Here is a 13,254-nt window from a genome sequence, read left to right as displayed (position 1 = left end):
CATCCAAAGCCCTTTCACCTGCTTGAGTGGCTGGTTGCCAGCTTTCCAATGCCCTCCCGCAAACCCACACACACAAATCGAGCCGCACGCATGAACGTTGAACTAAAAGCACAACCAGTTAGCAGGAACGGAAAATTGGAAGGTGGGCTTCAGGTTCACTCTCGGCATATTCCATCAGTGATTAGAAGTTTGGGCTTTGCCAGTACTCTCTCCATTCTTGCTGCATTGGGCTTTCCGACGAACGCATTGGCTCAGTCTGAAGAGAATATCTCCCCACCTCCAAGTATTGAGACGACCAGTCCAGGCGGCGTTGATTTGACCTCTGGTGCTTTTTCCATGCAAGACGGTGACCTTCAAATTGGCCAAGGCCCTTTCCCTGACGGCCTTACTTTGGTGCGAAGTTATAACAGCAGCACTGGGCGAAATTTCAGTTACTATGCGGGCTTTTATGCTCAAGGTTGGTCCCACAATTGGGCTATGCGTGTTTCCCACACGCCGATACCTAATGATCCACTAGGGGGAGATATTGGAAATCCTCAATGTCCTGATTTTGATCAGACCTGCAATACGATCACTCAAGAGTACTACACGGTCGTAAATTTTGGCAATGGTTCGGCCAAGTTTACCAATGGCCAAACCGGCACGGCAACAGCACAGAATATTCCAGGACTGTATATCCCGGTTGAAGATCATAATTTCAATCAGGAACTGGCATTCAAACCAGCTCCAAGTGGGAGCAATCACAACGGGAATGGACATTTTGAATTCATCGATAGTGATGGCACTTTGTATGTGTTCAATCCGGCTGCATCGCCTAGTGGCCCCAAGATATCCTACATCGTGGCGCCACAGGGAATTCGTGCAGATGTCACTTACAGCGGGCAGCTGATCCAAAGCATTGTGACCAGTACTGGATATGCTCTGATGTTCGATCATGTACAGCATTCGAACGGGGTTCAAAGGATCGCCAAAGCATGCATCGTAAACTTGGCCGATGAATCCGTGAATCTATCAAGCGCCTGCCCTGCCTCCGCTCTAGATGTGACTTATAACTACTCTGATATCGCCCTAGAATATCGCCGTGTAGGCGGTTCGATCGCTGGAACACAAACTGTTCAGGCTCTTACTTCGGTGAAAAATTCACTAAACCAAACAACGTCATATGAATATGACGATGGCGGGCATGTCGATTGTGCAAAGGATCCTGGGCAATCCCAATGCCGAGTGCAAATAGCATACAGCACGTGCTTTCAGGATGGAAGTTACGCGAACGGCGCTCCTGGTGCCTTATATCCGGAATTGCACCTTTCCGAGCGTGTCATCCGGCAGGATTTCATTACTGGTGAGCAATATACATATGGAATTGGTCGAGTAAGTCACTCGAACGATTTTTCTCAAGATCCGATCTCGGAAGAATGCCCCAAAGAAGGTGAGCCCAACTACGCTTATACAGAGTTCGAAGACACGGCTGGCAATTTGACGAAAACCTACCTTACTGGGGGTAAGGTCGAGCGAATGGAGGATCCCCTGGGTCGGATAACCCGCGCAACCTATACTTATCCCGGCGATGTGTTCGGTCCACGCGGAGCGGGCTTAAAGACCTCCCAAACTTCACCTGAAGGCAACAAAATTGAGCTTGGCTACGACGATCGAGGCAATCTAACCAGCTCAACCAACGTAGATAAATCTAGAAGTGCGAACACACTCGTACGCGCCGCCTCTTATCCCTCCTCCTGCACTTCTTCGACACGCAAAACCTGCAACAAGCCTGTGTCGGTGACGGATGCGGAGGGCAACACGACGGATTACGAGTATGCGGCGGCGCACGGGGGTGTGACGCGGGTACGTGCTCCGGCTGCGAACCCGGGCGATCCTCGCCCAGAGACGCGCTATACCTACGCTCAGAAATATGCGTGGTTGAAGAATGCGGGCGGCGGATACACTCAGGCGGCGACGCCGGTGTGGGTGCAGACCTCGCAGTTCAGCTGCAATACGAGCGCGATGCTGGCCAATGGCGATTGCTCGGCGGGCGCTAGCGATAAGGTGGTGACCACCTACGAGTATCAGGAAGGCAATGCGAGCAAGGGTAGCAATGTCTTTCGGGTTGGCATGGCGGTGACGGCGGACGGTGAAACGCTGCGAACGTGTTACGGCATTGATGAGTACGGCCGTAAGATCTCAGAGACCCAGCCCAAGGCTGGCCTGGCGACATGTCAGTGAGGGGCGGGATGATGAAGCAGCTTCTTACAGCCGCCGCGTTCGCCGTAACGGGTGCAGTCTTGCTGGCTCCGCACGGGGCAAGCGCACAGGCGTCTGCATCGGATTACACCTCGGCCACGCGCTATGATGCGTTGGGCCGGGTGGTGGGCACGATTGCGCCTGATCCCGATGGTGTGGGAGGGCCGCTGAAGCATCTGGCCACGCGCACATATTACGATGCGCGCGGCAATGTGATCAGGCAGGAGACTGGCGAGCTTGCGAGCTGGAAAGATGAGACCAAGGATCCCCATACGCAGTGGGGCGACTTCACTCTCCAATCCTTCGTTCTCACTTACTACGATGCGCTAAATCGCAAGACCTTTGAACGGGTGAACGGCGTAGGCAATGTCACGGTCTCGGTCACCCAATACAGCTATGACAATGTCGGGCGCCTCGAATGCACCGCGGTGCGCATGCGTCCGGTGGTCAACAGCAGCCTGCCAGCCAGCGCCTGTGTGCAGGATCCTGGAGCGAGCGAGCCGGACCGGATTACCAGGACGATCTACGATGCAGCGGGTCAGGTGCTGCAGGTGCGCAAGGGCGTTGATACCCCGATTGAGATCGCGGACTCGACCTATTCCTATACGGATAATGGTCAGCTGGAGCAGGTCGTGGATGCCAACGGCAACCGCGCAAAGATGGTCTATGACGGCTTTGATCGTCAGATCCAATGGATCTTCCCGGCCAAGACCCGGCCAAGCTCGTTCAACGATACGACGCCAGCCACCGCGCTCAGCACAGCAGGCGCGCTCAACACAGGCGACTACGAAGCTTACACCTATGACGACAATGGCAACCGTCTAAGCCTGCGCAAGCGCGATGGCTCCGTCATCACTTACGAATACGACAACCTCAATCGAATGACCAAGAAGGTCATTCCCAATAGGGCTGGTCTATCCAGCGCGCACGAGAAAGACGTCTATTACTCGTACGACCTGCGCGGGCTGCCGATCAAGACCCGCTTTAACTCGCTTGAGAGTGTTGGCCAAACCAACACTTATGACGGGTTCGGTCGGCTCGATTACACCACTGACAGCACGATGGGCCAAGGTGCGCGGCGGATCTTCTACGAATACGACGCGAACGGCAATCGGACCGAGATCAGGCATCCTGATGGCACCGTGTTCCGCTACAATTACGATAAGCTCAACCGGCTTGCGGGGATCAGGCAGGGCTCCACTTGGCTAGGCAATTTCTGGTATAACCAGCGCGGTTTGCCTGATCGTCTATCGTGGCAATACCACGCTTTGAGCGATCACATGCGCAGCTTTGAGTATGATGCGGTTGGGCGGCTCGAAGAGATTGATCTCGATGTCCACTATGGTTCATCTGACGTCACCTGGAACTACACCCGCAATGCGGCCTCGCAAATCCGCACAGAGACGCAAAGCAATGATGCCTATAGCTGGGACGGTCACGTCAATCTCAACCGCAGCTATCAGACCAATGGGCTCAATCAATATGAAAGCGCCGGCTCAGAAAGCTTCACCTATGATGCCAATGGCAACCTGACCTCTGACGGCACCAATACCTACCTCTATGATGTCGAGAACCGCTTGGTGCGGGTGGTCACGGTCGATCCCAATGCCAATCAGACCTACACGGCCAATCTGTATTACGATCCTTTGGGTCGGCTTTATCGCACTGTGTCAGACAAGCCCGGATATGGTCAGGTTAACTACCTCTATGATGGCAATGCGCTGATCGCGGAATACCTCAGCAATGGCACTATGGCCAAGCGCTATGTTCACGGCGGAAACCCGGGCGCAGATGATCCGCTGATTGAGTACCAAGGCGCGTCGATCTCCAACGCCTATCGCAAGTTCCTGCATGCTGATCCGCGCGGCAGCATCGTCGCGGTAACTGAATATCGCGGTGCCACCATCGCGAAGAACACCTACGACGAATATGGCATCCCCAGCACGGCTAACACCGGGCGGTTCCAATACACCGGCCAGGCCTGGATCCCAGAGATCGGCCTCTATTACTACAAAGCCCGGTTCTACTCACCCACCCTCGGCAGGTTCCTCCAAACCGATCCCATCGGCTACGAAGACCAGTACAACCTCTACGCATATGTCGGAAATGACCCGATAAATATGGTGGATCCGACTGGGGAAACAATTGAACTCCTGGAGGAAACGCGGGCGGAGGCTCTCGGTCTGATCAACGAAGTCTCATACACACAGTACGAGACTGATAATGACGGGTTTCTTGTTGCCACTGATCAAGTAAATGAAAATGGGTCGCTGACATATACCGACTCGTTGAATGCCGGTATTGCCGCTGAAAACAACATAACCGTAGCAATTGATCCGGATTTCACCGCGGGTACTAGGAATATGCAAAACTCTGACGGCGGCATCACCATAGGTGGGTTTGACACCGATCAGAGTGTAAATATCTCTGGGGAATCTGTTGTACACGTAGGAACCGATGGGAAATTCACCCAAGGGACTCCTGGCACAATATTGGCGCATGAGATTTCGGTACATGCTGTCCCAAATGCGACGGCCACCGAACTCATTGATGGTATTGGTATGGAGAATCAAATCCGGAGAGAATTGGGTTTGCCCACCAGAACGCCAGATGAGCATCGAGGAAGCCGCAGGCCGTTGAGCGATCTATTTAATAGGCGGAGATAAGCATGTTTGGATTTTCTCTATTCTTGATAGCCTTTGCCAGCATGAATGAACAGCAGCCTGTCAAGGATCACAGAAGTGAATTTGAGAGGCAAGTAGCTGAAGCCGAGTACATTGTCGTAGGAACGCCGAATTCCACTGAGATTAGATCAATTGATGGACTGGGCGAAGCTATCGTCACGACTATAAGCATCGATCACGTTTTATTGGGTGAGCTCAATGAGACGACCATTGCTGTTGTCGTTTCAGCGCAGATAAGCCATTACGACGTGGACTGCTGCAAGCCCGGTTGCCGATACATATTTCTCCTCAATGAATCAGAAGGATATTTTTATGCGACCCGTTTTGGGCGGGGCGCGCACGCGGTCGATAGGGCTTCGCGATGCTTTGATCCCATATGAATTGGATTTTGACGGACGGTTTTCAATCACGGTGACAGTGCATTAATTAGCTCGTTACACCGCTCCCACACCAGTTTGCCTCGGACATTTTCCTACCTGTTGTGTGATCGCTAGCCTAGCGCTGGCTCTTTTAAATCGTCGATCCCCGCACCATAGGACAGCGTCACCGCAGCGAAATGCGCGTGCCACTTCCGAACTGCGCACCTCCCAGTTCGAAAAGTCACACTTTCGCGTCCATGCCTTGGGCTAACACACGAAAAATCATGCGCTTTTTGCCAAAAGTCACACTTTTGAAAAACGCATAGGCGTTCCAGCGCCGCCGCCAATCAATCGCGCCTTAGCGACGCCCCGGCATAGGGATCATAGTCCGAAGGCGGCAGGTCGCCCCGCGCGCCAAGACCTGGCTGCGCCTCGATCACTTGGCTTACGGTCGCATACGCTGGCGAGCTCTCACCCATCTGTATAAACCCGCTCGCAATCACAGGTGCGCCCAGCAGCACAAAGCACCCTAGCACGGTGCGCATGCCATGCCGCACTGGCAGCCGCCCCGAGAGCAACATCAGCCCCAAAAACGCGACCGCCACCATGCATAGCCCCAGCGCGATCTCGCCAAACATCACATCGCTAACCCAGTCTACGGAGCTTCCCACCACCGGCTTCGGCGAGGGCTCAAACAGGCTGCTTTGTGGTGAAAATGCCATTCTGCTTACTCCGCCACCAGCACTTGGCTGACCCGCCGTTTGCCGCCGCGACGTTCGAGTTGGACAAACACATCGATGCTCTCACGCACGTAGTGGCGCACATCTTCCCGGCTGAGCTTGGAGCCTGCCTGGAGGACCAGCAGCGCGAGCTGCTCGATGGCGCGCTGCGGCGTGTCGGCGTGAATGGTGGTCATCGAACCAGGGTGGCCGGTGTTGACCGCGCGCAGGAAAGTGAATGCTTCCACCCCGCGCAGCTCGCCTAGGATGATTCGGTCTGGCCGCATGCGCAGCGCCGCGATAAGCAGATCCTCGGCGGAGACTTCGGCCTCGCTTAGCTCTCCGCGAGCGGCGATTAGGCCGACGGCGTTCTCATGTGCGAGTTGAAGTTCAGCGGTATCCTCGATCAGGATCAGTCGCTCCTCCGGCGAGATCTCGGCAAGCAGCGAGTTCAGAAACGTCGTCTTACCGGTGGATGTGCCGCCTGAGACCAATATGTTCTTCCGAGCCTTTACCGACTGCCTCAGTATGCTTGCGGCTTGGCGTGCTGGCACTGCGCGAAATTCGCGCTCTTCGGCGAGCACTGCGGCGCCGCCTTCGATCTCTTCAAACGCATCCGCGTCTTCCCAATCGCTGAGCGATAGGCTCGCCGACACATGGCGGCGGATGGCGAAGGCATGCGCACCTCTGGTCGCAGGCGGGGCAGCGACTTGCACCCGTGAGCCATCAGGCAGCGTCGCAGCAAGCAAAGGTTGAGATCGGCTGATCCCTTGCGAGGAGTGGGCCGCGATCTGGCGCGCAAGCCGCTCTAGCAGTTTGGCATCAAGCGAAGGCTCGGCCTGTCTTTCGATGCCGCCTCCAATGCTCTCTGTCCAAACCTCGCCGGGACTGTTGATCCAGATGTCGGTGACATCAGGCCGCTGAAGAAAGGGCGCAAGCGGCGCGAGGAAACTGTCGAGGTAGTAACCCGTTTCGCTTGACCTCATGGATCGACGCTCGAAAAGTCGAGATCGCGCGCAACGAAGACGGAAACGCTGGTGCCATGTTTGACCTTAAGCGTGGGTTGGATGGCTTGCTGGTCCGTGATCTGAACGCTTTGAGTGCTCCCCGGTAGCGCCACGATTACGCCGTCACTGGCCTCACGGGTAGCAATGCCCACGCCGATATCGAGCACTGATTGCAGGATCGCCCCACCAAAGCGTTGCAGGAATTTGCTGTCGACCTTCCCGCGCACCCCTGCGCGTCCAAGCGGATCGGAAGATGGGGAATCGAGCGCAACGGTAACGCCAGCTGGGGTGATGAGACGGGTCCATTGCACGAGCGCGCGGTTCTGCCCTGGTTGAAGGTTTGCCTCGTACTCGCCGTACAGTCTGCTGCCGCGTGGGATGAGCACGCGTGATCCATCAAAGCCCAATACGTCCCGTTGGACGAGCGCGCGCACGCCGCCGGGACGGGTGGAATCGAGTGCGGTTTCAAGGACGGCGGGGATGACGGTCCCTTGGGGAATTGTGCGCGACGGGTTTTCAAAACGTCCCGCTTTTACCCGGTCAACCGCGCCCTCTTCTGCCGCTTGAACGGGAGCAGGCGTTGAAGGTCCGCGGCTCTCGAACACGACTTGAGGGCCCGCCGGTTCAGGCACAGGTAGTGGTGCAGGCGGCGGGGCAAAGACTGAGGGAAGGGGTGGCGGCGTAAAAGGGGCAGATGGCGCAGAGGAGCGCACTATCACCGGCGGGCGAGCGACTTCGCTGGGCCTAGGTTCAGCGTTGACCGGTTCTAGAAACCGCGCCGGAACCCCGATTGGCGGCGGCGCTGCAATCCTGCCCGCACTCTGCTCGCTTGGCACCAAGACTGAGGGAGCTTCCGCTGCTTCACGCGAGGCCGCGAGTGCGTTGAAGATAACAAGCCCGCCAATCGCTAAGACCGCGAAAAAAGCCCACATGCCCCAATTGCTTGGCTGCCCAGTTGCGACAATCGGTCTAATATCGCGCGGATCAATGTCTGGCGCTGCAGTCCCGCTCATGACGCACCATCTGCGGCGTTTTGACGGCGAGCCGTGGCTTTTTCTTTGTCGATGCGGAACACCAAGCGTTCATGCACGCGGTCAATCACGAACTTATCGCCGCGCATATAGCCATCAACCACTTCCTCATCGCCGGAGGCGCCAATCGCAAAGACAGCGGGCAGAGGCTGCCCATCAGCATATTCAATCACGGTTTTCTTACCATCATCAATGATCGAGGATGGTCTCACCGATTTGTCTCCGCGAAGGCGGTAGCTGTAGGTAGGCGCGTTCGGATCAATTTGAGGGCCGAGTTCGGCTTCGACGGCGCGCAGCGGGGCGATGCGGACCAGATAGGCTGCGAGCAGGCTTTGAGAGGTTTCCAAGGAAAAGCGATATTCGCGCGTTCCGGTCTCGACAGTAAGGCTTGCTGGCCGCGCGCCGACCGCTGGCAGGACGGACAGGCCGTCCTGATCGGAAGATATCTGCACGCTCCAGTTCTGCCCATCGCTGATAACAGCGCGCCGAATAATCTCGCCTGGCTCAAGCAGTACGGTGAGCTGCGTCTGAGGCAATGCGGTCAGGAGAATTGATTGCCCCTCTTGCCATTCCGCCTCTTGAATGCGCGGCGATGCCTCGGAAGGTGTGGGCACGACTTGCGCGCCCGCAGGACACGCGAGGCTCAAAACGAGGCAAGCAAGAGCGGTGCTTCTCATGGGGCCTCCTCACTCACTTGTGATTGCTGCACACCATTGACGATCCCTGCCTCGGGCAGGGTCTCCGCATCGCGGCGGTAACTGGTCACCTGAAAGCCGAGCGGATTGATCAGGCGGTCTGCTTCGCTCATTTGCGCGCCGCTGAACTCATAGCTGACGATGGCCGCCCAATGCTGCGCCAATTGCGGCGCACCGCCATTGTCAATTCGCTGGGTCGCAAAACGAACCAAGGCCCGGCCTTCCGCGAGTTGAGATACGCTTTTGACCTCTGTGCGGATCGTGGCACCCCGCGGCAGGTAAGCAAGCGGGCTTGCAGGGTTCTCTGCGTTCATGGCGCTCTGATAGTGCCGCCCTACCGTTCCGTCAGACCAGAGCGAAATCTTGCGATAATCATCCTGCAGCGCGTCTGCGCTGAAGCTTTCGCGCGCGATGACATATTGAACCAAGAACGACCTTGTCAGCGCTGCATCCGCAGTGACCACCTGGGCATCCAACGGTGCCAACGCCTCCACATTACCAGTCTGACGATCAACCAATAGCGTGTAGGGTTCGACCGTCTTCAAAGGAATGAGGAAGATCAAAGCAACTGCTTCAAGCAGCGCAATTACGGCAGCGATGATGGCCACGATCCATGCGCGCTTGCTGGAGCGTTCAAGGTCAGACGTGACGCTCTCGGCCCAGCTGTCTGCAACTGGGAGATCGATGGGGTCGATGTCCTGATGGGCAGTCATGATTTGTTATCCCGCCTTTGGCTGGAGCGAAAACCGCGAACGGACGAGCGGCGATAGGTGCTGCCAAGGCGCTGCGGCTGCGCTAGGATAGCTCGTCCATCAACCGTGCCATTTGGCGAGGCCAATGCAGGCCCGCGAACATATCGATCAGCAGCTGATTGTTCCTGCCGCTTTATCGACGTCTCAATGCTGTTGCTGATGCGTTCAGCGCGCAGCACTTCGACCGGGGGTCGTTCGGCTGTCGGAGAAAATACCGCTCCCTTTGACTGACTGGTCTGGGTAAACTTCGGCCAATCGGGCAAGGTGATCCAGCCGCGATAAAACACCACTCTGGAAAGCAGCCAGAGCATAGCGAATTGCACGATCGCGAAAGCGAGCATGATCGCGAAAAGCTCCGTGGGTGCTGAAGGCGTGGCATAGCCAAGTTCCCTCACGCGCACGGCGTCTGTCAGCCATGGCTCCAGGATAGCAAGCTGCGCGCTTAGGACAATCGTTGCTCCGATTGATCCACTAATGGTGAATACTAGGCCTTTGAGCCAGCCTGCAAAAATGCCGCGCGATTGGGAGAAAAAGTACAGCCCCGCCACCACGGGTGCGAGAGCAAGCAATAGCCCAGCGGCAATCCTAAGCAGAGCGACAGAGCCGATCACACTAGAGAGGTAAGTGAGGCGCGCCGTACCGAATGCGGACCTGTCTTCTAGAGCAGTGCCTTGGAAAGTGCCGCCCGGAGCCTGGCTATCGATAAGGGCGGCATTGTTCCTGCCAGTTCCCAACTCAGTGAGCCGCACTATCGCATTGTCAGCGGATTGAAGCCTTCCCACGAGACTGGCGCTGTTGCCATTGGCGCTGCTTTCCTGAAGCACGCTCGCTACCTCACCGGGGCCTTTCAGTGTTACGTCATAGACCACCGTTCGGAACGCAGGCCAAGAGAATGCGAGCGTCAGCACAATTCCGATCTTGAGCACATCGAAGACTACATCGCGCGCGCCTGGTGGAGGACCGAACAGCAAGCGGATCGCGAAGAAGGCGATGAACAAAGTCAGCAATCCAGCGACCAGCGTGGATGCGAGTGAGCCGGGCTGCCCTAGAGCTTGATAGCCGTAGCTGCCGATCACCTGCGCCTGACAATCGATATGTGTCAGCGTTCGGGTGAGGAACTGATCCCCGGTTATGATCGGTGGACACGCCATCAGGCCGCTTTCTCCAGCAGCAGATGGAGCCAATTGGCTGGATCTGGCCCAGTTTTCCCGACCAGCTCATCAAACAAGCGGACCGTGCTTTCACGTCCTGACAAGATGGTCAGCAAGTCTTGCTCACCCGAAAGGTCAAGCCGCGCAACAACGCTTTCGCGCCCGTGCTTGATCAAAAAGCAGTGCGAGCTGTCAGGTAATGTGCGCACCAGATCGAACTCATGCCTGCTAAGGCCAAAGCCATTGATGTAGTCCTCGGCCCGAGCCTTGGGGTTGATCATAAATATCTGCGTCGCAGCCTGTTCGATAATTGCACTGGCGATCTTGCTTTCAAGCGCATCTGCCGCGCTTTGTGTCGCAAACCCAACCACGCCGTTGCGTTTACGAATGGTTTTTTCCCAGTCCTTGATGCGGCGAACGAAGACCTCATCATCGAGCGCTTTCCAACCCTCATCGATCACAATGATCGCTGGGCTGCCATCCAATCGCTGCTCAACCCGGTGGAAGAAGTAGAACATAGCTGGCGTCCGCACCGCTGGATCATCCAGGATAGCAGTCATATCGAACCCAACTGTTTCCGCCGACAGATCCGTTAAGTCGCGCTCATTATCGAACAACCAAGCCCGCTCACCTTCGCCCCACCACGGCCTCAGCCGCGCGTAAAGATCATCGGCATGCGGTCGGTCATGCCCTCGGAACAATTCAGCCAGATGGCGCAGCCTGCGTTTCCCCATTGGCTGCTGAAAATTGGTCTCGATCGCATCGCGAATCTGGTCCAGTTCTGTGCTTGATGGGCTGCCTGCGAGCAAATCGAGCCATTCGATCAGGAACTGGCGATTGGCCGGATTATCTTCCAATTGGAGCGGATTGAGACCCGAGGCCGCATCTGGCCTGAGGCGGTCATATTGCCCGCCAATTGCCCGGATAAACAACTCTGCCCCGCGGTCCTTGTCGAAGAAAATCGTTCGCGGCGCGAAACGGCGGGCCTGCGCCAAGAGAAAGTTGAGAACGACTGTTTTGCCTGAACCAGATGGACCGATGACTGTAAAATTGCCCAAGTCTTGCTGATGAAAGTTGAAGAAATAGGGCCCCGCCGCGGTCGTCTCAAACAGAGTTACCGCCTCGCCCCAATGATTGCCCTGCGCGCGTCCAACGGGGAAATTGTGCAGGCTTGCCAGGCCGGCAAAGTTCGTCGTGGAGACAAGGCCGCGCCGTCCGATATACCGAAAGTTTGCCGGAAATTGCGCCCAGAACGTGGGTTCTAAAGCGATATCCTCGCGCACTGCGTTGATACCAAGATCAGCGAGAAGGGCGATAACTTCTGCGACATGATCATTGAGGCTTGCCAGATCATCAGCATGAACGGCGATAGTTGAGTGATGCTCTCCAAACCCCGCACGGCCAGCAGCAACTTCATCTTTTGCAAGGGTCAGCTCGTCACGCAACGAAAGCGCATCATCTTCTACTGACTGCATACGCCGCAGCGTCAGGTTCATCGCGCCCAGCGCCTGCGCGCGCTCAACCACAGCAAAGCTCTGACTGACGTTGAGTTCAAACGGCAGGCGATAGAGCTCGTCAAACATGCCCGGAAAGGTCGCTCCCGGATAATCCTTGATTGAAACAAGAGCAACAAAACGTCGCGGCAAGTCGCTAGTTGGGGCGAGTTCAACACTGTCCTGTCCAAAACTGATCCGGCGCGACGGGATAAAGTGTCCCAAGTCACCGTGCGGCAGAGCCACCGGATGCATATCAGCATTGAAAAGACAGGATAAGAACTCAAGTTGCTCGGAGCGCTTCCCCTCGTCGGTATCGTAAACAGATAGAACGCGCGGGTCGTAAGCGCTCAGCGCAGCCATCATCGCCTCGCGCGCACGATCCAACGCATGTTTTTCTGCCGCTATCCTGCCAGCGTTGCGATTGGCGCTGCGCCCAAACCAATTGCGCATCCGATCCGCAAACCCGATCCGCCCCTGAAGCGGACGCCTGACAATCGTGAGGAACAGCTCGTTTACGTATAACTGCTTACCTGACAGCTTTTCTTGCCAGCGCTCATCGAGCCGAGCTGAGAAATCGTCGGTGGTCACAGGCTGAAGTGTCGCATCGGCGCGTCGCCGGACAACATGGTGATAGATCGCAAAGCGAGAGCTGCTGAGCGTGCGCAGCATCGCATCGCGCAAGCCGCTGCGATAATTCAGCTCATCACTATCGGCGGTTTCAAACAGCAGGCCGCCAATGCGGATCGTCTGCATCAGCAGGCCGTCACGCGTTTCGATCGTCACATCGTCAATGTGCCGAGCATAGGGCAAATGGACTCCAGCGGCCTGCTCGCGAGCAATGACTTTCGGATCACGGGTCAGGGGCGGTAGGAATTGCATCGCCACAGACTGTAGTTTTTGACGCGTGGGCAGTTGCGGACACGCGTAATCCAAAGATCAAAAATACGCGGTTCATCGAGGCAGGCGAGCATGCCAATGCCATGGATCACAACAGCGACCAGCAAGACCCACCACGCGCGAAAGATCAAAAACAGCTCAACAGCAATAATCGCGTTGATGATGAAGAAGGTGAAGGTAACACCAGCAAACATCTGCGGGCGTGTTAGTCCCACAAATAGCGTA

At 56.4% G+C, this 13,254-nt stretch carries 11 protein-coding genes; 3 read left to right on the top strand and 8 right to left on the bottom strand.

The annotated features are described in order from the left end of the window. Positions 1 to 90 precede the first annotated feature (90 nt). From AC0V6V_RS10845 to AC0V6V_RS10835, 3 genes are read left to right on the top strand one after another with little or no spacing between them, the layout of a single operon-like run. Positions 91 to 2,220 carry a DUF6531 domain-containing protein gene (locus AC0V6V_RS10845; RefSeq protein WP_486165400.1) on the top strand — a complete coding sequence of 710 codons (2,130 nt, stop codon included), beginning with the start codon at positions 91 to 93 and terminating at the stop codon, positions 2,218 to 2,220. A gap of 11 nt (positions 2,221 to 2,231) precedes the next feature. Then, a complete protein-coding gene (locus AC0V6V_RS10840) occupies positions 2,232 to 4,904 on the top strand; it encodes an RHS repeat-associated core domain-containing protein (RefSeq protein WP_486165388.1) in 2,673 nt (890 codons plus the stop codon). Positions 4,905 to 4,906: 2 nt separating this feature from the next. Beyond that, complete coding sequence (locus AC0V6V_RS10835) at positions 4,907 to 5,302, top strand: hypothetical protein (protein WP_486165389.1); 396 nt, start codon at positions 4,907 to 4,909, stop codon at positions 5,300 to 5,302. Positions 5,303 to 5,628: 326 nt separating this feature from the next. Here the strand turns inward: AC0V6V_RS10835 and AC0V6V_RS10830 are convergent, their stop codons facing one another. The 8 genes from AC0V6V_RS10830 to AC0V6V_RS10795 are packed head-to-tail and all read right to left on the bottom strand — an operon-like array spanning position 5,629 to position 13,223. Continuing rightward, positions 5,629 to 6,003: a TrbC/VirB2 family protein gene (locus AC0V6V_RS10830; RefSeq protein ID WP_486165390.1), complete on the bottom strand. Its 375-nt coding sequence runs from the start codon at positions 6,001 to 6,003 to the stop codon at positions 5,629 to 5,631. Between the two features lie 5 nt (positions 6,004 to 6,008). Further along, complete coding sequence (gene virB11, locus AC0V6V_RS10825; protein WP_486165391.1) at positions 6,009 to 6,986, bottom strand: P-type DNA transfer ATPase VirB11; 978 nt, start codon at positions 6,984 to 6,986, stop codon at positions 6,009 to 6,011. Beyond that, complete coding sequence (locus AC0V6V_RS10820; protein ID WP_486165392.1) at positions 6,983 to 8,020, bottom strand: TrbI/VirB10 family protein; 1,038 nt, start codon at positions 8,018 to 8,020, stop codon at positions 6,983 to 6,985. The genes virB11 and AC0V6V_RS10820 overlap by 4 nt, the downstream gene beginning before the upstream one ends. Further along, positions 8,017 to 8,715, bottom strand: coding sequence for a TrbG/VirB9 family P-type conjugative transfer protein (locus tag AC0V6V_RS10815; RefSeq protein ID WP_486165393.1), 699 nt, complete (start codon positions 8,713 to 8,715; stop codon positions 8,017 to 8,019). Before AC0V6V_RS10815 ends, AC0V6V_RS10820 begins: the two co-directional genes overlap by 4 nt. Continuing rightward, the gene (locus AC0V6V_RS10810; RefSeq protein ID WP_486165394.1) at positions 8,712 to 9,446 is read right to left on the bottom strand and encodes a VirB8 family type IV secretion system protein; all 735 of its coding nucleotides are present in this window, start codon (positions 9,444 to 9,446) and stop codon (positions 8,712 to 8,714) included. Before AC0V6V_RS10810 ends, AC0V6V_RS10815 begins: the two co-directional genes overlap by 4 nt. Further along, positions 9,443 to 10,636, bottom strand: a complete 1,194-nt coding sequence (locus tag AC0V6V_RS10805; RefSeq protein ID WP_486165395.1) for a type IV secretion system protein — start codon at positions 10,634 to 10,636, stop codon at positions 9,443 to 9,445. Before AC0V6V_RS10805 ends, AC0V6V_RS10810 begins: the two co-directional genes overlap by 4 nt. Beyond that, positions 10,636 to 13,011 (bottom strand): VirB4 family type IV secretion/conjugal transfer ATPase, encoded by a 2,376-nt coding sequence (locus AC0V6V_RS10800; protein ID WP_486165396.1) that lies wholly within the window; start codon positions 13,009 to 13,011, stop codon positions 10,636 to 10,638. Before AC0V6V_RS10800 ends, AC0V6V_RS10805 begins: the two co-directional genes overlap by 1 nt. Beyond that, the gene (locus AC0V6V_RS10795; protein ID WP_486166088.1) at positions 12,990 to 13,223 is read right to left on the bottom strand and encodes a VirB3 family type IV secretion system protein; all 234 of its coding nucleotides are present in this window, start codon (positions 13,221 to 13,223) and stop codon (positions 12,990 to 12,992) included. Before AC0V6V_RS10795 ends, AC0V6V_RS10800 begins: the two co-directional genes overlap by 22 nt. Positions 13,224 to 13,254: the final 31 nt, after the last annotated feature.

It is taken from the genome of Erythrobacter sp. S249 (genome assembly GCF_057364975.1).
This window is presented reverse-complemented; position numbering and strand designations above follow the sequence as displayed.